This is a genomic window from Cellulosimicrobium sp. SH8, from assembly GCF_025818875.1.
In the GTDB taxonomy this organism is placed as follows: domain Bacteria; phylum Actinomycetota; class Actinomycetes; order Actinomycetales; family Cellulomonadaceae; genus Cellulosimicrobium; species Cellulosimicrobium cellulans_D.
Map to the genome: position 1 here is coordinate 228,477 of NZ_JAMXMH010000009.1, position 24,554 is coordinate 253,030.

The 24,554-nt window shown below is 75.8% G+C and carries 19 protein-coding genes; 8 read left to right on the top strand and 11 right to left on the bottom strand.

Annotated elements, in window-relative coordinates; genetic code table 11:
• The first annotated feature begins 121 nt into the window (after positions 1-121).
• On the top strand, positions 122-847 hold the full coding sequence (locus NF338_RS14120; RefSeq protein ID WP_264031362.1) for a hypothetical protein: 726 nt from the start codon (positions 122-124) through the stop codon (positions 845-847).
• A gap of 4 nt (positions 848-851) precedes the next feature.
• Here the strand turns inward: NF338_RS14120 and NF338_RS14125 are convergent, their stop codons facing one another.
• The 7 genes from NF338_RS14125 to pnuC all read right to left on the bottom strand — a co-directional run bounded on the left by NF338_RS14125 (position 852) and on the right by pnuC (position 9,683).
• Positions 852-2,387: an AMP-dependent synthetase gene (locus NF338_RS14125; RefSeq protein WP_264031364.1), complete on the bottom strand. Its 1,536-nt coding sequence runs from the start codon at positions 2,385-2,387 to the stop codon at positions 852-854.
• Between the two features lie 10 nt (positions 2,388-2,397).
• Positions 2,398-3,009, bottom strand: coding sequence for a hypothetical protein (locus NF338_RS14130; protein ID WP_264031365.1), 612 nt, complete (start codon positions 3,007-3,009; stop codon positions 2,398-2,400).
• Entirely contained in the window at positions 2,999-4,951 is a 1,953-nt protein-coding gene (locus NF338_RS14135) for a hypothetical protein (RefSeq protein ID WP_264031366.1), read from the bottom strand. The genes NF338_RS14130 and NF338_RS14135 overlap by 11 nt, the downstream gene beginning before the upstream one ends.
• A complete protein-coding gene (locus NF338_RS14140) occupies positions 4,948-6,255 on the bottom strand; it encodes a hypothetical protein (RefSeq protein WP_264031367.1) in 1,308 nt (435 codons plus the stop codon). Before NF338_RS14140 ends, NF338_RS14135 begins: the two co-directional genes overlap by 4 nt.
• Positions 6,231-7,835 (bottom strand): MoxR family ATPase, encoded by a 1,605-nt coding sequence (locus NF338_RS14145; protein WP_264031368.1) that lies wholly within the window; start codon positions 7,833-7,835, stop codon positions 6,231-6,233. Before NF338_RS14145 ends, NF338_RS14140 begins: the two co-directional genes overlap by 25 nt.
• A gap of 82 nt (positions 7,836-7,917) precedes the next feature.
• Complete coding sequence (locus tag NF338_RS14150; protein WP_264031369.1) at positions 7,918-9,045, bottom strand: AAA family ATPase; 1,128 nt, start codon at positions 9,043-9,045, stop codon at positions 7,918-7,920.
• Positions 9,042-9,683: a nicotinamide riboside transporter PnuC gene (gene pnuC / locus NF338_RS14155; RefSeq protein ID WP_264031370.1), complete on the bottom strand. Its 642-nt coding sequence runs from the start codon at positions 9,681-9,683 to the stop codon at positions 9,042-9,044. The genes NF338_RS14150 and pnuC overlap by 4 nt, the downstream gene beginning before the upstream one ends.
• Positions 9,684-9,835: 152 nt before the next feature.
• On the opposite strand from pnuC, the gene NF338_RS14160 reads away from it, so the two are divergent.
• Entirely contained in the window at positions 9,836-10,279 is a 444-nt protein-coding gene (locus NF338_RS14160; protein WP_087469886.1) for an OsmC family peroxiredoxin, read from the top strand.
• A gap of 112 nt (positions 10,280-10,391) precedes the next feature.
• Here the strand turns inward: NF338_RS14160 and NF338_RS14165 are convergent, their stop codons facing one another.
• Together NF338_RS14165 and NF338_RS14170 are read right to left on the bottom strand one after the other, a co-directional pair.
• Positions 10,392-11,426, bottom strand: coding sequence for an NAD-dependent epimerase/dehydratase family protein (locus tag NF338_RS14165; RefSeq protein ID WP_264031371.1), 1,035 nt, complete (start codon positions 11,424-11,426; stop codon positions 10,392-10,394).
• A 63-nt stretch (positions 11,427-11,489) separates the two neighbouring features.
• Positions 11,490-12,197: a TetR/AcrR family transcriptional regulator gene (locus NF338_RS14170; RefSeq protein ID WP_264031372.1), complete on the bottom strand. Its 708-nt coding sequence runs from the start codon at positions 12,195-12,197 to the stop codon at positions 11,490-11,492.
• A 115-nt stretch (positions 12,198-12,312) separates the two neighbouring features.
• Here NF338_RS14170 and NF338_RS14175 point away from each other — a divergent pair, with 115 nt between their 5' ends.
• The 3 genes from NF338_RS14175 to NF338_RS14185 all read left to right on the top strand — a co-directional run bounded on the left by NF338_RS14175 (position 12,313) and on the right by NF338_RS14185 (position 18,515).
• Positions 12,313-13,158, top strand: a complete 846-nt coding sequence (locus NF338_RS14175) for a hypothetical protein (protein WP_264031373.1) — start codon at positions 12,313-12,315, stop codon at positions 13,156-13,158.
• Positions 13,155-15,257, top strand: coding sequence for a YhgE/Pip domain-containing protein (locus NF338_RS14180; RefSeq protein WP_264031374.1), 2,103 nt, complete (start codon positions 13,155-13,157; stop codon positions 15,255-15,257). The genes NF338_RS14175 and NF338_RS14180 overlap by 4 nt, the downstream gene beginning before the upstream one ends.
• Before the next feature lie 339 nt (positions 15,258-15,596).
• On the top strand, positions 15,597-18,515 hold the full coding sequence (locus NF338_RS14185) for an FAD-binding and (Fe-S)-binding domain-containing protein (RefSeq protein ID WP_264031403.1): 2,919 nt from the start codon (positions 15,597-15,599) through the stop codon (positions 18,513-18,515).
• 58 nt (positions 18,516-18,573) lie between these two features.
• Here NF338_RS14185 and NF338_RS14190 read toward each other — a convergent pair whose 3' ends face one another.
• The gene (locus NF338_RS14190; RefSeq protein WP_264031375.1) at positions 18,574-19,068 is read right to left on the bottom strand and encodes a DUF6174 domain-containing protein; all 495 of its coding nucleotides are present in this window, start codon (positions 19,066-19,068) and stop codon (positions 18,574-18,576) included.
• A gap of 159 nt (positions 19,069-19,227) precedes the next feature.
• On the opposite strand from NF338_RS14190, the gene NF338_RS14195 reads away from it, so the two are divergent.
• On the top strand, positions 19,228-21,027 hold the full coding sequence (locus NF338_RS14195; protein ID WP_264031376.1) for an oleate hydratase: 1,800 nt from the start codon (positions 19,228-19,230) through the stop codon (positions 21,025-21,027).
• On the opposite strand, the gene NF338_RS14200 is transcribed toward NF338_RS14195, so the two are convergent.
• Positions 21,002-22,537: a PLP-dependent aminotransferase family protein gene (locus NF338_RS14200; RefSeq protein ID WP_264031377.1), complete on the bottom strand. Its 1,536-nt coding sequence runs from the start codon at positions 22,535-22,537 to the stop codon at positions 21,002-21,004. The two genes, NF338_RS14195 and NF338_RS14200, sit on opposite strands and share 26 nt — an antisense overlap.
• Positions 22,538-22,647: 110 nt before the next feature.
• Here NF338_RS14200 and NF338_RS14205 point away from each other — a divergent pair, with 110 nt between their 5' ends.
• Both NF338_RS14205 and NF338_RS14210 read left to right on the top strand, forming a co-directional pair.
• Positions 22,648-23,631 carry an aldo/keto reductase gene (locus NF338_RS14205; protein ID WP_264031378.1) on the top strand — a complete coding sequence of 328 codons (984 nt, stop codon included), beginning with the start codon at positions 22,648-22,650 and terminating at the stop codon, positions 23,629-23,631.
• A gap of 102 nt (positions 23,632-23,733) precedes the next feature.
• Entirely contained in the window at positions 23,734-24,351 is a 618-nt protein-coding gene (locus NF338_RS14210; RefSeq protein WP_264031379.1) for a nitroreductase family protein, read from the top strand.
• The last annotated feature ends 203 nt before the right edge of the window (positions 24,352-24,554 follow it).

A 24,554-nucleotide genomic window follows, 5' to 3' on the forward strand; every position in this document is an offset into this window, starting at 1 on the left:
GGCGGCACGCTCTACGATGCGGGCGGGGTCACAGGACGTGGCCGTCCTGTGGGAGTCCCCTTCCCGCGGCAGGTCCACGGGGTGCGAACCCGGGGGCGTGGCCCACGCAGAAGGAGAAACCATGACCAGATCCTCGCTCCGCGTCCTGTCCGCCGCGCTCGTCGCCGGACTTGCCCTCAGCGCCGCCGCCGCGGCGCCTGCCCTCGCGGCGGAGCCGGACCTGCGGGTCGTGACCTGGGACCGCGGCGCCGACCCCACCGCCGACGCGCAGGTCTCGACCGGCGAGAGCTGTGCGGTCGAGGCGCAGCCGCTCCTGCCCGGCCAGGACCCCGACACGCTCGCGCCCGCGCCCGAGGTGTGCTTCGGCTCGCTCGAGGAGGCGCTCGAGTTCGTCTCGGGCGGCGACGTCGCCCCGTCCCGGCTCGCCGACGCGACGGCGGCGGAGGTGGAGGGTCTGGTCTCCGAGCTCAACGCGTCGGCGTCGTCGGCCTCGGCCGGGCAGCGCCTCGCCGGGACGGAGCGCGTGACCGCCGCGGCCGCCTCCTCGCTCGTCCTCGGCGTGCTGTGGCGGGACGCCAACTACAAGGGCGCGTCCAAGGTGCTCTACGGGTCGGGCACCAACGGCTGCTACGGGGGGTCCACGTACGGGTTCCCGAACCTCGCGAACCTGCTCATGAACAACGTCGTCACGTCCGCCACGACCTACGCGGGCTGCTGGGTCACCCTGTACGACTCGTACAGCTACGCGGGCGCGAAGAAGAACTGCACGCCGCACTGCGCGACGCTGGGCACGTTCGACAACAAGGCGTCCTCGGTCGTCTACCGTCCCGCCGGGCAGCTCGGCTGAGGCGTCACGCGGCCCCGCCGGGCACGTCGCTCGACCAGCGCCGTGCCCGGCCGGCTCCGAGCCGGGCGGGGCTCACCTCGCGCACGGTGACGCGCCGTCCGAGGAGGTGCCCGACGGTGTCCCCCGCGGCGCGCGCGGCCTGCGACCCGGCCCCGCCCGGGGCGTCCGGGACGACGTCGAGCACGACGCTGCCGTCCGCGGACTGGTGGAGCTGCCACGCGGCCATGCCGTGGGCCTGGAGATGCTGGGCGGCGTCGACGGACGGCACCCACGCGCCGTCCGGTCGTAGGTAGCGCACGGGGGACCGGCCCTCGAGGTCGTGCAGCTCGACCCGCGCGCCGCGCCGCACGATCCGCGCGCGGTCGCCCGTGCGGTAGCGCAGCAGCGGCAGGTAGGGGTTCTCGTCGACGGTGACGACGACCTCGCCGAGGTCGCCGTCGGGGACGGGGGTGCCGCCGTCGTCGAGGACCTCGACCCAGACGCGCCGGCCGGCGACCACGACGAACGGGCCCGTGTCGGTGCGGGCCGCGACCGCGCCCGTCTCGCGCAGCCCGTAGAGGTCGACGACGGGGACGTCCCACGTGGCGCGCAGGCGCGCGCGGGCGACGTCGGACAGGTGCGCGGCCCCGCTGACGAGCGCGAGCGGGTGCAGGGCGAGGCCCTCCTCTGCCAGCCGAGCGAGGGCGAGGAGCGGCAGCGGCGAGCTCGACACCACCTGCGGGTCCTGCGCCGCGAGGAACGCCGCGCGGTCGCCCGGGTGCGTCCACGCGCCGGGGTCGAGGTTGACGCGCGCCATGCTCGGCGCGGCGACGCCGGGGTCGCGCCGGAACCCCGTCATCGCCGACGCGTACGTGAACGCCTCGCGCTGGTCCACGAGGTTCATCAGGCCCAGGCGGCCGGGAACGGGATCCCAGGTCGCGCCGGCGCCTGCTGCCGCCGCGGTGACGAGGTGCTGCAGGAGCACGAGGTCCGCCGCGACGGCCACGGGGTGCAGCGGCACGCGGACCGCCGCGCCCGTGCTGCCGGAGCTCGTGCCCTCGAGCACGCGGCCCAGCGGCACGTCCACCGGCACGAACGACGCCACGTCGTGCCGCAGGTCGTCGCGCGTGACGGGACGGACCGCGGTGAGCGGTGACCCGGCACGGCTCTCCCCGCGGTCGCGCGCCCGGCGGTACCGGGGCACGACGGCGTGCGCCCGGTCGACGAGGGCGCCCACCCATGCGGGCGGGGCGCCGGGCGCAGGGTTCGCGGCGCCGGGCGACGCCGCCGGTACCTCGGCGCGGGTGTCGGACCGGGTGCTGGGGTGGCCCGCGGCGAGGCGTGCGGCGACCTCGTCGAGCGCCGGCAGGTCGTCGGGGCGCAGCCGGTCGCCCGTGACGTGGACCCAGGCGGGGGCCGCGGGATGCTCGCGCACCGCGTCGAGCGCGGCGCGGCCCGCGTCGTCGAGCGTGGGCCAGCGCTCCGCGTCGGTGAGCGCGACCGCCGCGCCGGGGGCGTACTCGTCGAGCGTGAGGTCGGGTGCGTCGTCGGGTGTCGTCATGCGGTCCTCGTCAGTAGTTGGCGTACTGCGCGGCGGCCTCCTTGGCGCGCTTGTCCGCGAGCTCGCGCGCGAGCTGCTCGGCCCGCCGTGCCTCCTGCGCCATCTCGCGCGCGATCCGGCGCTGCTCCGCCGTGCTCACGGCCGCCCACCGGTCCTGGGCCACCTCGGGGCTCTCGCCCGCGGGCCGCAGCCCGAGCTCGCGCAGCACCGCCCGGGCAAGCTCCTCGCGCGCCGTCGGCGCGTGCAGCCACTCCTCCGGCGTCCGCAGCAGCGCGAGGGCGGGCACCGTCTGCTCGACGACCCGGACGAGCGCGCCCGGCGTCGCGGCGGCCCGGGACGCGGGAGCGGCGAGCAGGTGCTCGTCGCGCAGGAGCCAGCAGGCGGTCCCGGCGAGCGCCGCGTACGGGGCGTGGGTGCACAGCGCCTCGACGGCGGCGCGCTGGGGGCCGCGCAGCACGCCGACCGCGCCGCCGCCGGCGAGGAGGTCCGCGGTGTCGCCGACGAGCGCGGCGGCTGCGACCACGGGATGGTCCAGCACGTCCGGGGGCGTGTCGGCCAGGCGGTGCACGACGTCGGCGAGCGCGGGACCCTCCACCGTCGGGCGGGCGGGATCATCGGCCACGGTGGGCTCCCTCCGGTCGGTTGCTCGCCGTCGTGCTTCTCGTCGCCGTGCTCACCGGGGCCCCGGCCGAGGCGCCCCACAGCTCGCGTGCGAAGGCGCGGGCGAACGCGACGAGGTCGTCCTGGGTCTGCACGGCGTGGACCCGGTAGCCGACGGCGTACTCCCGCACCGCCGTGGCGCCCTTCGTCGAGACGTCCAGCACGAGCGTGCCCCCGCCTCCGGCCGCCGCGACCGCGCGCGCCGCGGTGCCCTCGTGGGGCGCGACCAGCTCGGCGTCGGGGCGCGCGCCCCACCGGAGCCGGACGACGTCGTCGAACATCGACACGACGCCGTCGTCGGAGATGACGGCGACGTGGCACGGGCGCGTGCGGGTCGGCGGGGCCCCGGTGACCGGGTCGCCGAGGTGCGTGCGCTCCAGGAGCGGGACGGGGAACGACGTCGAGCCGCCGAAGTGCGCGACCACCGCGTCGAGCACGCGGTCCTCGTCGCGCACGAACCCGTCCGTCCCGGCGACCTGCTGCGGCCCGCTCCACGTCGTCGCCTGCACGCGGGCACCCGCACGCAGGGCCGAGAGCGCGAGGACGGCCCCGGCGAGCGCGATCGGCGCGACGCGGCGCGTGGGGTCGGGCATGGAGCCGGACGAGTCGAGGTAGAGGTCGAGGTCGACGGGGACGCGGTCCGGCTCGTCGCCCGTGTCCTCGTCGACCGACCGGCGCACGGTCGTGAACCCCGGCACGACGACGGGCGAGCGCAGCAGCGTCCCTGTCCAGTCCACCTCGCTCAGCTCGTCGCCCACGTCCCACTGCTCGTGCGCGCCGAGCAGCGGCTCGGTGGCGCGCACGTGCTCGCGCACGGGGAACGGGACGAGCAGGGGCGCGGCGTGCTCGCGGTACCAGCGCCGGGCCGACGCCGCGGCGTCCGTGGTGAGCCCGAGCAGGCGGAGCGTCGCGTCGTAGTCCGCCGGCGCGAGGGCCTGGCCGGTCGCGTCGTGCGCGCCCTCGCCGTCCACCCCGGGCGCGTGCTGCGCGGCGTCCGCCTCGGGATCGTCGTCCGCGCCCAGGCCGAGGTCCCCGACGACGCGCGGGTCGAGCGCGGGGTGGCGCACGGGCTCGACGGCTCGCGGGTCCGTCGCGAGCCCGCCGGGGACCGCGCCGGCCACCTCGTCCTGGCCGCAGACCACCTGGGGCAGCGTGGACCGCCGCCGCTGCAGGTGCCGCCGGCGGACCTCGCGGTCGCCGTGCTCGGGCCGGGCCTGGCGGCGGGGGTCCTGCGCGGTGGCCAGCGTCCCCGCCTCGGACGCGAGCAGCGTGCGCAGCAGCGCGGCGAACCCGGCGGCACCGCCGACGGGGTCGTCCGCGTAGGCGCGCACGAGCCGCGCGACGAGCGTCGCCTCGCGCTCGGCCACCGGGACGTCGGACGCGGTGAGGTCGCCGCGCGGCAGGCCCCAGAGGATCTCGTCCGCGCGCAGCACGGTCTGCATGACCGTGCTCGTCCCCGGCCCCAGGGCGCGCCATAGCCCGGCGAGGTCGATCCCGGCGCGGCGCTGGAGCCGGTCGTTGATGAGCAGGTCGCTCCACAGGTTGGCGGTGAGCGGCGCGAGCTGGTCCTGGTCCACGAGCCCGGCGCGCGTGCGCGCGACGAGGAGCGCGCTCGTCGTGAGATCGCCGGGGGAGAGCACGTGGTGCCCCACCTCGTGCGCGAGGACCGCGACCGCGTGGTCCTCGATCCCCAGCTCCACGACCTCGGCGAGGTCCACGTGCACGCTCACGCGCGTCGTCGAGAACCACGCGAACGACCCGACCCCCTCCGGGACAGTGGCGGGGCCGTGCAGCGTCGGGGCGCCGAGGCGCGTGAACCGCCCCCAGGCCGCGAGCGCCTCGGGCCACGCGGCGTGCCACCGCTCGCGCAGCGCCCCGAGGTCGGGCGTCGCGCGGGCGCTCACCGCGGCCACCGCACGAGAAGGACGTCGTACGAGCCGGCCCGGCTCAGCAGCGCGAGGCGGCCCGACGGCGTCTCGACCACCGCGGCGCCGCTGACGTCCGTCAGGGCCGCGCCGGGGGCCGGGTCGGGCGCGCGTGGTCCGGCGGGACCGTGGTCCGACCCGTGCAGGCTCTGGTCGTCGACGTCGGTCCCCGGCGGGGTGACCGTGCCGGTGGCGTGGTCGCCCGCACCCGGGGCGCGCGCGACGAACGCGCCGTGGACGTCGGCGACGAGCGTCCACTCGACCGTCTCGTCGCCGACGCCGGCGGCGCCCACGGCGGTGTCCACCGCGGTCGGCGGGCCGTCGCCGGTCGCGAGCAGCACCCAGCGCAGGCCGGGGTGGCGCGCGTCGGCGCCGACGACGAGCGCGGGCGACAGCCACGGCCCGCCGAACCCGCGGAAGCCTCCGAAGCGCCCCAGGACCTCGGCGGGCCCGGGAGCGCCCGGCAGCCGGACCCACCGCGTCCCGGCGGGCTCGACGCCCTGCCCGACGGCGGGCCACCACCACGGGTCCGCGGCGTGGCGGTCGAGCACGGCCCGCAGGCCCGCGGCGTCGACCGCCCCATCCGTCCCGGACGCCCCGCCCGCCCCGGACGCCCCGGACGGGGGGAGCGACAGCGCGGCCCGCGCGACCGGCTCCGGGAGCGACCGCGCGGCGTCGAGCGCCGCGTCCCGGTAGCGCACGAGCCCGCTGCGCCACGCCGCGACGAGCACCGCGCCCCGGACCAGGTCCGTCGCGGAGGGTCCCGGGCCGACGCTCGCCGGGCTGCCGCCCCCCGCGGCGGCGGCGTCGACCACGCGCGTCGCCCACGCCGTCGCGTCCCCGCGCGCACCCGGACCGCCTCCGACGGCCCGTGCCGCATCGACGACCGCCGTGACCGTGGCCGCGGGGGCGAGGGCGAGCCACGGCGCGAGCCGCGGGACGACGTCGAGGAGCGCGCGCCGCTCCGGCGCGCCAGGTCGCCAGCGACGGGCGGCGGCGAGCCGCCCGAGCGCGTCGACGAGCGCGTCGCACGTCGACGCGAACGCGTCGGCACCGAGCTGCCGGGCGAGCGGGTCCGCGGCCGCGGCCACCTCCCGCACCGCGTCGGCCAGGGCGTCGCGGTCCGCGCCGTGCGCGAGCGCGCGCGCGAGGACGGCGTCGTACCGCTCGCGCTGCGCGAGCGCGCGGGCGGCGAAGGGCGGACGACTCCCGGGGGCCGCGTCGCCGGCCGACGGCGACCGGGCGCCGTCGGGCAGCGTCACGCGCCGCTCCAGCGCAGCCACGTGAGGTAGTTCGTGTACCGCTGGTGGGCGTACTTGAGCGCGAGCGCGTCCTCGTACACGTGACCGTGGAGCTTGGCGTGCTGCTCCCACGACGCGAGCACGTGCTCGATCCGGGCGAGCCGGCGCAGCACCTCCGCCTCGGGCAGCCCCTCGAACCCGGCCGCGACGTGCGCGAGGACCGCCCCCACGTCGTCCTGGTCGTCGAGGCCCGCGGCGTCGTACTGCCGGCACGCCGTGTCGAACAGGTCGCGGATCCACGACACGCGGTCCGAGCGCAGCGGCTCGCGCTCGCGGTCGTCGAACGGGGCCGACTGCAGGTCCGGGAGCAGCTTGTCGTGCAGGACGAACGGGAGCACGGCGCGCAGGTCGGCGAGCTCCACCTCGGCGTCCCCGCGGAAGTACGCCATCGCCTTCGCGTACGCGACGAGCGACTGCAGGGCGCGCACCGACAGGCCGTTGAGGGTCTGCGCGCCCACGTCGCCCAGGCGGTCGCGCCCCGTGTCCGCCGTCGCCACGAGGTGCGGGTCGACGCCCGCGACGCGCGCCGTGTCCTTCGTCCGGTACTCGAACTGCCACCCCGCGCGCTCCAGCACCTCGAGCTGGCTCGCGAAGAACTCGAGCCGGCGGCGCACCGGCTCCGGGAACGGGACGGCGAGGATCGCGGCGTGCAGCGCGTCGTGCTCGGCGGCGTCGAACACGATCTCCGGCGGCACGTTCTCCTCCGGGCGCACGCGCCGCTCCGCCCGGGCCACGAGGTCGCCCAGGAAGCGGTTGTTGAACGGCAGCGCGTGCACGACGACGTCGATGCGGTCCCGCAGGGCGTCCACGACCTGGTACGTGCCGCCGCCCGCGTCGTCGTTCGCCGTGAGGTACCAGGCGGCGTCGCCCGTCTCGTAGACCTGGTCGTAGACCTCGACGTACCCGTCCGCGAGCACGGTGAGCAGCGCCGACTGCGTGCGCGTCGGGATGCGGTTGTACTCGTCGACGATCTTCACGCGCATGCCGAGCCACGACCGCCACGCGACGTCCACGTCCGCGAGGCTGTCCGCCTGCACCAGGTCCTTGGGCAGCGGCGTGCCGAACAGGTCCGACACGGTGAGCTGCGGGTGCCCGTGCTGCATCGCGCGGCGCACCTCGCGCACCGGGTAGCCCGCCAGGACGCCCATGAGCACGGCGCTCGCGGTCTTCCCGCGGCCCGGCCCGCCGATCATCAGGCACCGCCCGCGCACGGCGAACGTCAGGAGGGGCAGCAGCACGAAGCTCGAGTACGACTGGTCGCTCGGCAGGGTGAGGAGCGCCTTCGAGTCGCCGAGGCGGAAGCTCGTCTCCCGCGCGCCGGGCGCCGCGAACTCGACGTCGTAGTGCGGGCTGATGATCGCGTGGTTGACGACCCAGAAGTACGCCTGGCGCAGCTTCTCGTCGAGCGGCAGCCCGCCCCGGGCCGCGCCGTCGTCGGAGCCCGCCGCGGAGACGGGCGTGCCGAACAGGTCGTCGACGCCCAGGGCGAACGGGTCGCGCGCGGCCTGCCCCGCGGGCTGCGGCCGGGTCGGCGCGGAGGACACGTGCTCGAGATCGGTCACGGGCCGATCCTGCCACCGTCGTCCGCGGGTCGTGGGGACGTCCGTGCCAGGTCCGCGGGGCTCGCCGGGGCGGGTCTGGGGATCAGAAGGCGTCGGTGCCGGCCTGGGGGAGCGGGTCGGCGACGTGGCGCGGGGTCGCGAGCAGCGGCCCGACGGCGGCCAGGGCCTGGGCGAGCCGGCTCGCCCGGTCGCCGCGCACCTCGAACCACGGGACGCCGGGGTGGACGCCGTCCGGCGTCGGCAGCTCGGCGGGGCCGAGGTGCCGCACGACGTCGGCCGGGTCCGCCAGGCGTGGGCCGGTCGCGGCGAGGACCTCGCGGAACCGGTCCTGCATCGCGTGGCGTACGTGCTCGCCGTCGCGCAGGCCGTCCTGGACGAACGGGATCTCGTCGCCGGTCAGGACGTAGAGGTCGGGGCGCCGTGCGGCGGCGAGCGTCTCGACGGTGGGGGAGCGGTGGCCCACGTAGCGCTCGTGCCACAGCGTCGTGGCGAGCACGTCGGTGTCGCACACGAGGAGCGGGACGGGTGACACCGCGGCGGCGTCGTCCTCGCGCCGGGCCTGCTCGCGCGCGACGAGGTCGAACTCGGCGGTGTGCCACGGCGCGGCGAGGCCGCCGGGCCGGACCTCGGACCACTCGCGCCCGAACTCCAGCACGGGGTCGAGCCCGAGGTGGGCGGCGAGGTCGGTCGCGAGCGTCGTCGAGCCCGTGGACTCGGCGCCGAGGACGACGACGCGCCGCACGTACCAGGAGCGGACCGGCGCGGGCAGCGCCCACCAGTGCGCCGCGGGGTCGGCGCGCACGGCCGACCCGGACACGGGCAGGTGGCGGCGGTCGGGGTCCACCTGGACCCACGTCGCGTCGAACCGCCGGGCGAGCTCGACGCCGTACCGGTCGGACGTGAGCACCGCGTCGACCGGCGGGTCGTCGGGGTCGAGGAGGGAACGCATGACCTTCACGTGCTCGTCCCACGCGTGCGGGTCGGCGTAGTCGACGGGCGCGTCGTCGAGCCCGTGCACGATGCGCGCACCGGGCAGCTCGGCCCGCAGCCACGCGGCGCGCAGCGCGGCGGGGATCGACTCGCTCGTCGAGGCGAGCACCTGGACGGTGACGCGCTCGCAGCGCGCGAGCGCGGAGCGGACCAGGTGCACGTGGCCCGCGTGCGGCGGGTAGAACTTGCCGATGACGAGGCCGTGGGCGAGCCGCGTCACCGGGCCGGCTCCGCGTCGTCGGGCACGGGGGCCGGGCCGACGGCTCGCGGGTCCGCCGTGCCCGCGGGCGCCTCGGCGCCGGGGTCGCGCCGGGCGGCCGCCCACTCGCGCAGGCCCTGCACGCACAGCGCGACGAACCCGACGTAGAGCGCGGCGGTGAGCCACAGGCCCTGGCTCGCGTACAACCCGACGAGCACGACGTCCGTGGCGATCCACACCCACCAGTTGCCGATCCACTTGCGCCCGAGCATCGTCTGCGCGAGCAGGCTCGACGACGTCGTGAGCGCGTCCCAGAACGGCACCGCGGAGTCGGTCCAGGTCGTGAGGACGGCGACGAGCGCGGCCGTGGTCGCCGCGGCGGCGATCAGCCCGACCACCCACGCCGCGCGCGGCGTGCGGTGCACGACGAGCCGTCCCCGGTCCGCGCCGCCGCGCAGCCACCAGTACCAGCCGAGCGCGCCGAGCACGAGGTACACGACCTGCAGGCCCGCGTTGGCGTACAGGCCTGCGCCCGTGAACAGCACGAGGAACACGACGTTGTTGGCCAGCCCGACGGGGAACGTCCACACGTTCTGCCGCACCGCGAGCCACACGCACGCGGCGCCGGTGACGAACCCCAGGATCTCCTCGACGCTCACGGGCGCACACTCTACGGGCGCGCCGCGGACCGCCGGCGGCGGCGACGGCACTGTGACGTGCGCCGCGCTCGGGGGCAGGTGGGCCCGCGGGGCGTTACGGTCGGGACGAGCCCGGTCCCTCCCGGGCACCCCGACGTCGAAGGAGATCTCGCATGCCCACGCGTATCGCTCGTACCGCCTGGAACGGTGGACTGCAGGACGGTCAGGGCCAGGTCGAGCTGTCGAGCTCGAAGGTCGGCACGTACGACGTCTCGTTCCCGCGTCGCGCCGCGGACGACGCGGGCGGCGTCACGAGCCCCGAGGAGCTCATCGCCGCCGCCCACTCGTCGTGCTACGCCATGCAGTTCTCGGCCGTGCTCGCCGAGGCCGGCGCGACGCCCGTCTCGCTCGAGGTGACGGCCGAGGTCACGCTCGCGCCGGACCCCGCGGGCGGCTTCCAGATCCCGACGATCGCGCTCACGGTCCGGGGCGAGGTCGAGGGCATCGACGCGGCCGGGTTCCAGCAGGCGGCCGAGACGGCCAAGGCGACGTGCCCCGTGTCGAAGGCGCTCGCGGGCGTCCCGACGATCACGCTGGACGCCGCGCTCGAGAGCTGACGCGCACCTACCGTCCTGCCGAGCACGACGTGAGGGTCGTCATCCGTGCGATGGCGACCCTCACGTCGTGCCTGGCGGCGTCCCGGTGCGGTCGACCGACGGCCGCGGCGGGTCAGCGGGGCAGGAGCGGCGGCGACGACGTCCCGGCGCCCGCACGGACGCCGTCGACCAGCTCCGCCAGGGTGTCCTTCGCACCGTGCGCGGGTGTCCAGCGCAACAGCTCGTGCGCGAGCCGCGTGTCGAGGACCGGTACCCGCATCGTGAGGTCGAGCCAGTCTGCGCCGACCGGCACGAGGCGTGCCGCGCGGCCCAGGACGACCGCCGTCCGCACCGACCCGTAGGGCACCCGCTCCAGGTGGCCGTCGGCGACGACGTCCGCGACGTCCTGGGGCCCGAGCACCGTGGGGTGGGCGACGTTGAACGGCCCCGGGTGACGTCCCACGACGATCCGGGCGTAGGCCTCGGCGAGGTCGTCGGCGTGGACCACCTGGAACCGCAGGCCCTCGGGCACGCGGACGGACGCCAGCGGGCTGCGTCGCAGCGCGCGCGTGGCGAGGGGCCCGAGCAGGTCCCGGGCGATCTGGGACGCGGCGTCGCGCTGGAGGACGAGGGGTGACCGCACGCGCGAGACGACGATCCCGTCGGTGCGGTCGATGTCGTCGAGCAGGGCCTCGACGGCGGCCTTGTCCTCCGCGTGCGGCGCGCCGGAGGCACCCCGGACCGGCCAGCCCTCGGAGACGGGGACGTCCCGCGCGTCGCCCGCGTAGGGGGCGGGGGAGTAGGCCGCGACCGAGGACGCGACGACGAGGTGGGCGACGCCGGCCTGCCGCGCGGCCGCGGCGACGGCGCGCGCGCCCTCGACGTTCGCCCGGCGGCGTCCGTGGCCGCCCCGGTCCGCCCACGCGAGGTGCACGACGACGTCGGCCCCGGCGAACGCGGTGGCGAGCCGCTCGGCGGCGTCCGTCGCGGCGACGTCGGCGTAGCGCCACGTCGCGGTGTCGTGGGGGAACCGCACGGTGCTCGACCCGTCGGCGCGCGGCACGTGGCGTGCGACCGCGACGACGGACGTCACGACGGGCTCGGCCGCGAGCCGGCGCAGCAGCGCGGTGCCGACGTTCCCGCTCGCCCCGACGACCACCACGCGCATGCGCTTCCTCCCGACCTCGTCCGTGCCGCCCTGTGTACGTGTCTGGCGGGCGCTCTCCCGACGCTAGCCCGCCGGGGACGAGTTCGCCCGGGCGATGGCGAGGACCGCGCCGCGCGCGGGCTCGGGGAGCTCCGGCACGAGGACGACCGCGCTCGCGAGGACGAGCCGCTCGATCTCCGTGCGGGACAGCTCGCTCCCGCCGAGCCACGCCGCCGTGACGTTCTCGACGAGCGCGACCCAGCCCGCGGCGATCAGCCGGAGGCGCGGCGACGTGAGCGGCGCGCCGGACGTCGCGGAGACCGTGGAGGTCAGCCGGGCGACGAGGCCCTCCCGGACGCGCGCGAGCGCCTCCTGCGTCGCGTCGTCCTCGGCGAGCGCGCCGCGCCAGAGGTCCTGCCAGACGAGGCGCCGGGCCTCGACCGCGTCGAGGAACGACGCGACGGCGAGCGCCGGACGCTCTCCGAGGGGACGATCGTCCGGTGCGACGGTCGCCGCCTCGAGCCCCGCCACGGCCTCGAGCGCGACGGCCCGGCGCAGTCCCGCGGTGGACCCGAAGTAGTGGAAGACGAGCGCCTTGGACGCTCCCGACCGCGCGGCGACGACCGCGGGGGTGAGGGAGTCCAGGCCGTGCTCGTCGGCCTGCCGCGCGGCGGTGTCGAGCAGCTCGCGACGGCGGTCGGCGGGCTCGCGTCGGCGGCGCGCGCCGTGCGGGGGGCTCGTGGCGTCGGCGAGAGCCGGGGGATCGGCGGAGGGCGCGGGCGTGCGGGGCATGACATCCGTTGTACGCCGTTGTTGACCGCGAGTCAACAAGAGGCGTAGCGTTGTTGACCGTGAGTCAACGGCGTCCTCGGGGAGGACCGGGGACCCACGAGAAGGAAGAGCCGGGATGCAGATCACGCTGACGGACGTCCGCGTCGACGGGCGGCGCGAGCCGATGCTCGAGCCGATGGACCTCGTCTGGTCCACGGGCGAGTGCGTGCTCGTCGCGGGCGAGCCCGGCCACGGGCACACCGCCCTCGCCCTCGTCGCCACCGGCCGGTTCGACCCCTCCGGGGGCGAGGTCCGGCTCCTGCCCGCGAGCACGCCGTCACGACGGTCCGGACGGGTCGCGCGCGGCGGCGCCGCCGCCACCCTGCGCGACGTGACCGCCGTCGTCGACGTCCCCGGCATCAGCGAGCCCGACGACGCGCTCACCGTGTCCGACGTCGTCGCCGAGGGCCTCGCGCTCGCCGGACGACGGTCGCTGCCGTCGGACGTCACCCGCTGGCTCGCCGACCACTCGCTCACCACCGACCGCGCGCGGCGCCTCGACCAGGTCCCCGGGGTCGTGCGCACCGCGCTGCTCGCGGCGCTCGCGGCCGAGGACCCCGACGTCCGCTTCCTCGTGCTCACCCTCCCGGACCGTCACGGGGGCGAGCCGTCGGGCTGGTGGGAGGTCGCGCAGTCCCTCGCCGCCGCCGGCTACGGCGTGCTCGCGCAGTGCACGCGCGCCTCGGCCCGCGACCTCGGCGTCGACCTGCCCCCGGCCCGCGGCGCCTCGATCCACGAGCCGCCCGTCGTCGTCCTGCGGACCCGCCCCACCCCGCCGCCCGCCCCGGACCCGGAGCCCGATCCCGACCCGGCCCCGGAAGCTGCCGAACCCGGGGTCGCTCCCCAGGCTGGCGACGACCTGAGGAACGATCCCGGGCTCGACGAGCGGGCCGCCGCCGAGAACGACCAGGAGGGCCGATGACCGCGATCCGCCTCGGGCTGTCCGAGCTCCGGCGACTCGCCGCGGGCACGCTGCCGCGCCTCGCGATCCTCGCGATGGCGCTCATCCCCACGCTCTACGCCGGCCTGTACCTCTTCGCGAACCACGACCCGTACGACAAGCTCGACGAGATCCCCGCCGCGCTCGTCGTGCTCGACGAGGGCACCACGACGACGGACGCCCAGACCGGGGCGACGACGGAGCGACACTTCGGCCGCGACGTCGCCGACCAGCTCCTCGACGACGGCGGGTTCGGCTGGGTCGAGACGAGCCAGGTGGACGCCGAGTACGGCGTGCGGTCGGGGCGGTACGACGCCGCGCTCGTCATCGGCCCGACGTTCTCCGCGGACCTCGCGTCCGCGGGCGAGTTCGCGCCCCAGCAGGCGAGCCTGACGCTCATCACGAACGACGCGAACAACTACCTCGCGCGCACCATCGCGGACCAGATCGTCGGCAAGGTGCGCGACTCCATCGCCGAGCAGGTCGGCACCGAGGCGGCGGACACGTTCCTGCGCGGCTTCGCGTCCATCCACACCAACCTCGCCGACGCCGTCGACGGCGCGGACCAGCTCCTCGACGGCGCGACGCAGCTCCGCGACGGCCTCGTCACCGCCGACGACGGCGCGCACACCCTCGCCGACGGTGCCGGCCAGGCCGCCGACGGCGCCGAGCGCCTCGACGCGAGCACCGGGACGCTCGCGGACGCCGTCGGGCAGCTCGACGACGGGGCCGGGTCGCTGGCCTCCGGGCTGGGGACCCTCCGCGGCGCGACGTCGTCGCTGCCCGACCAGACGCGCCAGCTCGCCGACGGCGCCGCGCAGGTCGCGGACGGGAACGCGCAGGTCGCGCAGTACGGGCAGCAGGCCGCCGACGCGGCGGGCCAGGTGCTGCCCGCGCTCGACACGGTCCGCGGCGACGTCGACGCCCGGCTCGACCAGCTCGTCGCCGACGGCGTCCTCGACCAGGCGACCGCCGACCAGGTCCGGGCGCAGGTCGCGCCCGTGCTCGACCAGCAGCGCGAGCAGGTCCAGGGCGCCGTCGACCAGGTGACGGCCGCGTCCGGGAAGCTCGACCAGCTCGCCGACGGCTCGCGCCAGGTGTCCGACGGCGCGGCCCGCCTCGCCGCCGCGACGCCGCAGCTGACGGCGGGCATCGCGAGCGCCGCCGACGGCGCCGACCGCCTCGCCGACGGCACCGGGCAGCTCGCCGCCGCGACCCCGCAGCTCGTCGACGGCGTCTCCCGGCTCGCCGACGGCACGCGACAGGTGTCCGACGGCGCGACCTCGCTCGCGGACGGGACGTCGCAGCTCCGCGACGGGTCCGGCGAGCTCGTCGACGGCGTCACCCAGCTCCGCGACGGGCTCGCCGAGGGGCTCGGCCAGGTGCCGGACCTCGACGAGCAGACCCGCCAGGACACCGCCGAGACCATCGGCAACCCCGTCTCCGTCGAGAACGAGGCGCTCTCCTCCGCCGGCACCTACGGCGGCGGCCTCGCGCCGTTCTTCCTCTCGCTCGCGACCTGGATCGGCGCCTACGTGCTCTTCCTGCTCGTGCGCCCGCTGTCGTCGCGGGCGCTCGCCGCGGGCCGTTCCGGCCTGGCCACGGCTCTGGGCGGGTGGCTCACCCCGGCCGCGATCGGCGTCGTGCAGGTCGCGGCGATGTTCACCGTGACCAAGTTCGCGCTCGACATCGACCCCGTGCACGGCGTCGGGACCGCGCTGTTCCTCGTGCTCGTGTCCGCCACGTTCGTCGCGATCCTCCAGGCGCTCAACGTCTGGCTCGGTGCGGCCGGGCAGTTCCTCGGGCTGGTGCTCATGCTCGTCCAGCTCGTCACCGCGGGCGGCACGTTCCCCTGGCAGACGATCCCCGAGCCCCTGCGCTCGATGCACCAGTTCCTGCCCATGACCTACGCGGTCGAGGGACTGCGCCAGCTCCTGTACGGCGGCAACATGGCGACCGTCACGCGCGACGTCACCGTCCTCCTCGTCGTCCTGGTCGGCGCCCTCGCCGTCACGACCCTCGCGGCCCGCAAGCAGCGCGTCTGGACCATCAAGAAGCTCCAGCCGGAGCTCGTCCTCTGACCGCTCGACTCGCGAGAGGACCGGCCGACCATGCGGTTGCGGCTCGTCCGGAGCAGCTGACGGTCCACAACCGCGTGGTCGGCGGGCGACAACGGCATGATCGAGCGCCGATCGGGGGTCAGGGGGCGGACCGTCCGGAGGGTCCGGGCGCGAGGGTGCGACAATCGCGACGTGTCCGCTGAGATCGACGCCACCCCGACCCCCGCCCCGCAGCACGACGGGAACGGCTCGCGGCGGTCCGGCTCCCGGGCGACGACGTCGCCGGAGGCGGAGCGCGCGGCCGCTCTCCGCGAGGCCGAACGCGCGGCCGACGCGGCTCGCACGGCGCTCGCCGAGGCGCTGCGGACGGTCGTGCGCGGCGCGGTCGACTCCTCGACGCGGCGCCGGGCCGAGTACTCGACGGACGCGTCGAACTACCGCGTCGTGCCCGAGGCCGTGGTGTACCCGCAGGACGCGGGCGACGTCGTCGCGGCGCTCGACGTGCTGCGCGAGCTCGAGGTGCCGGTCACGGCGCGGGGTGCGGGGACGTCCGTCGCGGGCAACTCGATCGGCCCTGGGGTCGTCCTCGACTTCACGCGGCACGTGAACCGCGTGCTCGACGTCGACCCGGAGGCCCGCACGGCGCGCATCGAGCCGGGCGTCGTCATGTCGGCGCTGCAGCAGGAGGCCGCGCCGCACGGCCTGCGGTTCGGCCCCGACCCGTCGACGCAGAACCGCGCGACGCTCGGCGGCATGATCGGCAACAACGCGTGCGGCCCCCACGCCGTCGCGTACGGGCGCACGGTCGACAACGTGATCGAGCTCGACGTCGTCGACGGCCGCGGCCGCCGCTTCACCGCGGGCAAGGGTGACCCGACGTTCGCCGACGTCCCCGGGCTCGCGGAGCTCGTCCGGGAGAACCTCGCGCTGATCCGCACGGAGTTCGGGCGGTTCGGGCGGCAGGTGTCGGGCTACTCGCTGGAGCACCTGCTGCCGGAGAACGGGTCGGACCTCGCGAAGGCGCTCGTCGGCACCGAGGGCACGCTCGTGACGATCCTCGAGGCGACGGTCCGTCTGGTGCCGGTGCCGTCGAAGCCGACGCTCGTCGTGCTGGGCTACCCGGACATGCCGTCCGCGGCCGACGACGTCCCGACCTTCCTGAACCTCAGCCCCCTGGCGGTCGAGGGCCTCGACGCGCGGCTCGTCGACGTCGTGCGCCGCGCCAAGGGCGCGCAGTCCGTCCCGCCGCTGCCGCCGGGCGCGGGCTGGCTCATGGTCGAGGTCGGGGGCGCGACGCCGGAGGAGGCGATGGCGAACGCGGAGGCGATCGTCGCGGCGTCGGGCAGCGAGGCCACGATGATCCTGCCCGCCGGTCCCGACGCGACCAAGATGTGGCAGATCCGGGCCGACGGCGCGGGGCTCGCCGGGCGCACGCCCGCGGGCGAGCAGGCGTGGCCGGGCTGGGAGGACTCCGCCGTCCCGCCGGAGAAGCTCGGCGACTACCTGCGCGACCTCGACGCGCTCATGGCGCGCTACGGCGTCGACGGTCTGCCGTACGGGCACTTCGGTGACGGGTGCGTGCACCTGCGGATCGACATCCCGCTCGAGGCGTCGGGCTCGGTGCTGCGCACGTTCATGCTCGAGGCGGCCGAGCTCGTCGCGAAGTACGGCGGCTCCCTCTCGGGCGAGCACGGCGACGGGCGCGCGCGCTCGGAGCTGCTGCCGGTCATGTACAGCCCCGAGGCGATCACGCTCATGGAGCGGTTCAAGGCGCTGTTCGACCCGCAGGACGTCATGAACCCGGGCGTCGTCGTGCGTCCGAGCGCGGTCGACGACGACCTGCGCCGTCCGCACGCGCACCCGCTGCTCTCGACGGTCGGCGCGCCGGGGACGCCCGGGACGAGCACCGCCGCGCCCGCGAAGGTCACGAAGATCTCGCGCCGAGCCGGCTACCAGGGCTTCTCGTTCGCGCACGACCACGGCGACATGACGCAGGCCGTGCACCGCTGCGTCGGCGTCGGCAAGTGCCGCGCGGACAACAGCGCCGCGGGCGGGTTCATGTGCCCGTCGTACCAGGCGACCAAGGACGAGAAGGACGTGACGCGCGCCCGCGCCCGCGTGCTCCAGGAGGCCGTGAACGGGACGCTCGTGGGCGGGCTCGCGGCACCGGAGGTGCGCGACTCGCTCGACCTGTGCCTGTCCTGCAAGGCGTGCTCGAGCGACTGCCCCGCGGGCGTCGACATGGCGCAGTACAAGTCCGAGGTCCTCTACCGTACGTACCGCGGCAAGCTGCGCCCGGTCGACCACTACTCGCTCGGCTGGCTGCCGATCTGGGCACGGCTCGCGACCGGCATGCCGCGCCTGGCCAACAAGCTGCTCGGGTTCCGCCCGCTGGCGAAGACGGTCCTCTGGGCGGGCGGCATGGACACGCGCCGCTCGATGACCACGTTCGCCGAGGTGCCCTTCCGCACGTGGTGGAAGCGCGGCGGCGCGACGCAGGGCGTGCCCGGCCTGCACATCGGCGAGCGGCCCGGCCACCCCGTGCGCGACGAGCGCCCCAAGGTCGTGCTGTGGACGGACTCGTTCAGCGACAACATGTCGCCGGGCGTCCCCCAGGCGGCCGTCAAGGTGCTCACCGCGGCCGGGTACGACGTCGTCGTGCCCGACGAGCAGGCGTGCTGCGGTCTCACGTGGATCAGCACGGGCCAGCTCGACGGCGCGCGCAAGCGCCTGGAGAACCTGCTGTCCGTGCTCGGCCCGTACGCCGTGAACGGCATCCCGATCATGGGGCTCGAGCCGTCGTGCACGGCCGTGCTGCGCTCCGACCTCGTGGACCTGTTCCCCGACGACCCGCGCGCCCAGGCCGTCTCCGCCGCGACCCGCACGCTCGCCGAGCTCCTCACGTCCGTGGACACCGCGCCCGGGCGCGAGTCCGGGTGGCGCGTGCCCGACCTGTCGGACGTGACCGCCGTCGTGCAGCCGCACTGTCACCAGCACTCGGTGATGGGCTTCGCCGCGGACGAGCGGCTGCTGCGCGACGCGGGCGCGACGATCAAGGTGCTCGCCGGCTGCTGCGGCCTCGCGGGCAACTTCGGCATGCAGAAGGGCCACTACGAGACGTCGGTCGCGGTCGCGGAGAACGCGCTGCTGCCCGCCCTGCGCGACGCCGCCCCCGGCGACGTGTACCTCGCGGACGGGTTCTCGTGCCGCACGCAGGCCGACGACCTCGCCGGCGTGCAGGGCAAGGCCCTCGTCGAGCTGCTCGCCGAGCGGCTCTGAGCGTCACGCTGCGCGGGCGGGTCGCCCGACGGCGTGCGGTCGCCCGGGTGGGCGGCCGTCAGCCGCGCGCGGGGCGGACGTCCGCGATCGCGTAGCACTCCTCGTCGTCGATCGCGCGCGGCATCGGGTCGAGCGTGAGCGACGTCGGGTAGCCCAGCTCGCCGTCGAACGCGACGTCGGTGACGTCGTCGTGGCGCTCGTCGACGAGGTCGAGGAACCCGTCGATCGTGCGGCCACCGCTCTCGACGTACGACTCCGGGGTCATCTCCAGGTGCGCGAGGCTCGCGGACACCGCGACCACCTCGCCGCCCACGACCTCGACGTCGAAGTCCCCGACGAGGTTCCGCTCGCCGCACGACGACGTGAGCGTGAACGCGTAGTCGTCGTACCCTGCCGCGGCCCACCGGTCCCGTGCGTCCGACAGCCCGGCGACCGGCCACGACACGCCCGCGGGCGCGCACGCGGACGCCCCGGCCGAGAGGGCGAGCAGGCCGGCCAGGGCGAGCGCCGCCGTCGTCCGGGACGGGCGGGGGCGGGGCGGCGTCGTCTCCATGCCCTGCTCGTGTGCCCGGGTGTCCCGGTCTTGCGGTCGCGGGGACCCGTGCACGTTCGTGCACCGAGGTGCGGTCGCTCGTGCCCGGCGTGAGCATGACAGGGGAGCGCCACCGCGGGCGGCGCTCCTTTCCTGTCGTCGGCGGTGAGAGGGAGTGGCATGTACTACTCGAGCGGCAACTACGAGGCTTTCGCGCGGCCGCGCAGGCCCGAGCGGACGGACCGGATCGGGTCCGTCCATCTCGTCGGTGCGGGGCTCGCCTCGCTCTCGGCGGCGGGCTTCCTCGTCCGCGACGGCCAGGTCCCGGGCGAGAAGATCACCGTCTACGAGCGCCTCAAGCTCCCGGGCGGCGCGCTCGACGGCATCAAGGAGCCGCGGCGCGGGTTCGTGATCCGCGGCGGGCGTGAGCTCGAGGACCACATGGAGTGCCTGTGGGACCTGTTCCGCTCCGTGCCGTCGATCGAGACCGAGGGGGTCTCGGTCCTCGACGAGTTCTACTGGCTCAACAAGGACGACCCGAACTTCTCGCTCCAGCGCGTCACCGAGGACCGCGGCAAGGACGCGCGGTTCGACAACCTGTTCCGCCTCGACGAGAAGGCGCAGAAGGAGATCACCAAGATCTTCCTCGCGCGGCGCGAGGACATGGAGGGGAAGTCGATCGAGGAGGTGATGTCGAAGCACTTCCTCGACAGCCAGTTCTGGCTGTACTGGCGCACGATGTTCGCGTTCCAGGAGTGGCACAGCGCGCTCGAGTTCAAGCTCTACCTGCACCGGTTCATCCACCACGTCGGCGGCCTGCCCGACCTCTCGGCGCTGAAGTTCACCAAGTACAACCAGTACGAGTCGATGGTGCTGCCGCTCACGCGCTGGCTCATGGACCAGGGCGTCACGTTCCGGTTCCACGTCGAGGTCACCGATGTCGACTTCCAGCTCGCGCCCGACCGCAAGGTCGCGACGCGGCTGCACCTGCTGGACCACGGGGCAGGCCACGAGTCCGGTGGCGCCGCCGTCGAGCAGACGATCGACCTCGGCGAGGACGACCTCGTCATCGCGACCATCGGGTCGCTCACGGAGAACTCCGACAACGGCGACCAGCACACCCCCGCCCGCCTGGACACGGGGCCGGCGCCCGCGTGGGACCTGTGGCGGCGCGTCGCCGCGAAGGACCCGGCGTTCGGCCGGCCCGACGTGTTCAGTACCGACATCCCGCGCACCAAGTGGCAGTCCGCGACCGTCACGACGCTCGACCGGCGCATCCCCGAGTACATCGAGCGCATCTGCAAGCGCGACCCGTTCAGCGGCAAGGTCGTCACGGGCGGCATCGTCACTGCGCGCGACTCGGCGTGGCTCATGAGCTGGACCGTCAACCGGCAGCCGCACTTCAAGGCGCAGTCCCCGGACGAGATCGTCGTGTGGGTGTACGGGCTGTTCGTCGAGACGCCGGGCGACTACGTGAAGAAGCCGCTCCAGGACTGCACGGGCGAGGAGATCACGCAGGAGTGGCTGTACCACCTCGGCGTCCCCGAGGCCGACATCCCGACGCTCGCCGCCGAGGCGGCGAGCTGCGTGCCCGTGATGATGCCGTACGTCACGGCGTTCTTCATGCCCCGGCACGCGGGCGACCGGCCGCAGGTCGTGCCCGACGGCGCGCGGAACTTCGCGTTCATCGGCCAGTTCGCCGAGACGACGCGGGACACGATCTTCACCACGGAGTACTCCGTGCGCACCGGCATGGAGGCGGCCTACCAGCTCCTCGACCTGGAGCGCGGCGTCCCCGAGGTCTTCAACAGCACCTACGACGTCCGCAAGCTGCTCGCGGCGGTGAGCGCCCTGCGTGACGGGGAGGAGCTCGACCTCCCCGGGCCGCGGATCCTGCGCGACCGCCTCCAGAAGAAGGTCGACGCCACGGAGATCGGCGAGCTCCTCGCCGAGTTCAGCCTCCTGTCCCACGACGAGTAGCGGCACGCACCGCGTCGGCGAGCCGGGCGACGGCCTCGTCGACGCGGGCGTCGGCGAGGTTGCCGTACCCGAGCACGAGGGTCGTGGACCGGTCGGCGGGGCGCACCTGGTAGCGGCGCAGGTCGACGACGGTGACCTCGCGCCGCGCTGCCTCGCGCACGACGTGCGCGGCGTCGGGCGCGGGGTCGTCGGGTGAGCCGGGCAGGGTGAGCAGCGCGTGCATCCCCGCCGCGATGCCGCTCACCGCGGCACCCGGCAGCTCGCGCGCGAGGGCGTCGAGCACGGCGTCGCGACGGCGGCGGTACCGCCCGCGCGCGGCGCGCAGGTGGCGGTCGTACCCGCCGGAGGCGACGAACCGTGCGAACGTGAGCTGGTCGACCGTGGAGGGTGCGGCAGCCGCGCCGTGCGTCGGGGAGGCCGCGCGCATCACGGACTCGCGCCAGCGAGCGGGCACGACCATCCACCCGACGCCGAACGCCGGGCTCATCGTCTTGCTCACCGAGCCGAGCAGCACGATCCGGTCGGGGTCGAGCTGCTGGAGCGCGGCGACGGGCCGGCGGTCGTACCGGAACTCGGCGTCGTAGTCGTCCTCGACCACGAGGCCGTCGACGGACCGGGCCCACGCGAGGACCGCCTCGCGCCGCTCGGGCGCCAGCGCCGAGCCGGTGGGGAACTGGTGCGCGGGCGTGAGCAGCGCCGCGCGCGCCCCGGTCCGCCGCGACGCGTCGACGAGCGCGGCGACGTCGGCGCCGGCGTCGTCCACCGGAACGGCGACCGGCGTGAGGCCGGCGCGCGCCGCGACGTCCCGCAGCACCGACCAGCTCGGGTCCTCGACGAGCAGGTGCGTGTGCCCCGCCTCGACGAGCGCGGTGGCGACGCGCGCCATCCCGTCGGTCGCGCCGCGCGTGAGCACGACGGCGTCGTGCGCCGCAGCGGCGACCCGCGCCCGGCGCAGGTGGTCGGCAACGACATCCCGCGCGTGCGGGTGCCCGGCGGGGGAGGGCTGGCCGAGGTCGTCGTTCGACGCGTCCGCGAACGCCTCGCGCGCCGCCCGGAGCCACGCGTCTCGCGGCACGTGCCGGAGGTCGGGCACGCCGGGCGCGAGGTCGAACCGGGCGCGGCCGGGCAGTGGCGGTACCGCGCCCACGCGAGCGGTCGCCGGTCGTCCGCCCGACCGCGCTCTTCCGGGGCTCGTCGGCCGAGCACCGGCCGCGGCGGAGACACGGGTCGCGGCGCCGGTCCGCGCCTCGAGGAAGCCCTCGGCGACGAGCTGGCCGTACGCCTCCGTGACGACCCACCGCGACACCCCGAGCGACTCGGCGAGCTGGCGGCTCGGGGGCAGCGCCGCCCCGACCGGGACGCGGCCGGTGTGCACGGCGTCGCGGACCGCGCGCTCGAGCCGCTCGACGCGCGACCCCGGCCCCGTCCCGAGGTCGAGCAGCGCCTCCCAGGCGAGCTCCGCCGTCGGGCCTGGCCGTGTCGGCGCAGAATTGGTCTGGTCAGCAGCCATGGAATCGGACCGTACACCCGTGCCGATCGCTCCGTAGCGTGGAGCCCGTCATCAGGACCACGGGTCCATCACGGACCAGTCGGGTCCATCACGAACCTCGGGAGACCACCATGCGGTACCGCACCATCGGCGACGGGCGCACCTCCTTCGACGTGTCGACCCTGTGCCTCGGCACGATGAACATGGGCACGCTCGTCGACGAGGACACCTCGTTCGCGATCCTCGACCGCTACCTCGAGGCGGGCGGCACGTTCCTCGACACGGCGAACAACTACAGCTACTGGGCCGGCGGCCACGGCCGTGACAGCGAGGACCTGCTCGGCCGCTGGCTCGCGAGCCGCGGCGTGCGCGACGAGGTCCGCATCGCGACCAAGCTCGGCGCGGCGAAGAAGGACCCCGCCCTCCCGCTGCAGAACGTCGAGCCCACGAACTTCCAGGGCCTCGGTGCCGACGTCATCGGGTACGAGGCGCACGAGAGCCTGCGCCACCTCGGCATCGACCACGTGGACGTCCTGTACGGGCACGTCGACGACCACGGCACGGCGGTCGCCGAGACCGTCGGCGCGTTCGGCAAGCTCCAGGCCGAGGGCGTCGTCGGCATCACGGGCATCTCGAACGTCGCGCTGTGGCGCGTCGTCGAGGCGCGGGAGGAGGCGCTGCGCCAGGGCATCGCCCCCTACGGGCTCGTCCAGCAGAACTACACCTACGCCTACCCGACGCCGGAGGTCGGCCGGCACAACTGGGCGTCGTACGAGCTGCTCGACTACGCGGCCTCCACCGGCGTCGACGGGCGCCCGCCGCTCGCCGTCACCGCCTACTCGCCGATCCTCCAGGGCGCGTACGTGCGCCGCGACAAGCCGCTGTGGGACGGGTTCGACCACCCGACCACGCGCGAGCGCATCCGCCTCCTGCACGAGGTCGCGGGCGAGCTCGGCGCGACGCCCAACCAGGTCGTGCTCGCGTGGCTCCTCGGCGGCGAGCACCCGGTGGTCCCGATCATCGGGCCGAGCACGATCGAGCAGCTCGACGAGCTCCTGGGTGCGGCCGACCTCGAGCTCGACCCGGATCTCCGCGCCCGCCTCGACGCCGCCTGAGCCGGCGTGCCCGCCCGGCCCGACGCCCCGCCGTCGGGCCGGGCTCGTCGGTCGGCGGGTAGGGTGCGGGGACCTGCTGCCGGACCGTGCCGAGGGGGCCCCGTGGAGTTCCAGGACGTCGTCCGACGCCGGCGCATGGTGCGCCGGTTCACCGACGAGCCGGTCGCCCCGGACGCGGTCGACCGCCTCGTGCGCAACGCGGTCCGCGCGCCGAGCGCGGGGTTCGCGCAGGGGTGGTCGTTCCTCGTGCTCACCGAGCCCGACGACGTCGCGCGCTTCTGGGCCGCGACCTCTCCGGAGCGGCCCGAGCGGAGCATGAGCGCGTGGCTCGCCGGGATGCGCACGGCGCCCGTGCTGGTGGTGGTCCTCGCGTCGAAGGACGTCTACCTCGACCGGTACGCGGAGGACGACAAGGGCTGGGCCGACCGCGACGAGAACCGCTGGGCCGTGCCGTACTGGCACGTCGACGCGGGGATGGCCGCGCTGCTCATGCTGCAGACCGCCGTCGACGAGGGGCTCGGCGCGTGCTTCTTCGGCGTCGCACCGGGCGAGGTCGCGCGGCTGCGCGCGGCGTTCGACATCCCCGACACGTACGCCCCGACCGGGGTCGTCGCCGTCGGGCACCCCGCCGACCGGGCGACCACGGGCTCGCCGCGACGTCGCGAGCGCAAGCCGCTCGACGACGTCGTGCACCACGGCCGGTGGGGAGGTCGGTCGTGACCCGCGCGACGGCCGCGGGCGTGGTGCTCACGGTGGGTGTCACGTGCGCGATCCTCGCGACGGCGGCCTGCACCGGGGGACCGTCGCCCGACCCGACCGGCGGAGCGACCACGACCACCAAGGCGGACGCCACGTCTCGAGCGCGAGGGGCTGACGGCACGCCCGACGCGTCCGGCGACGAGACGCCCCCAGGCACGACACCG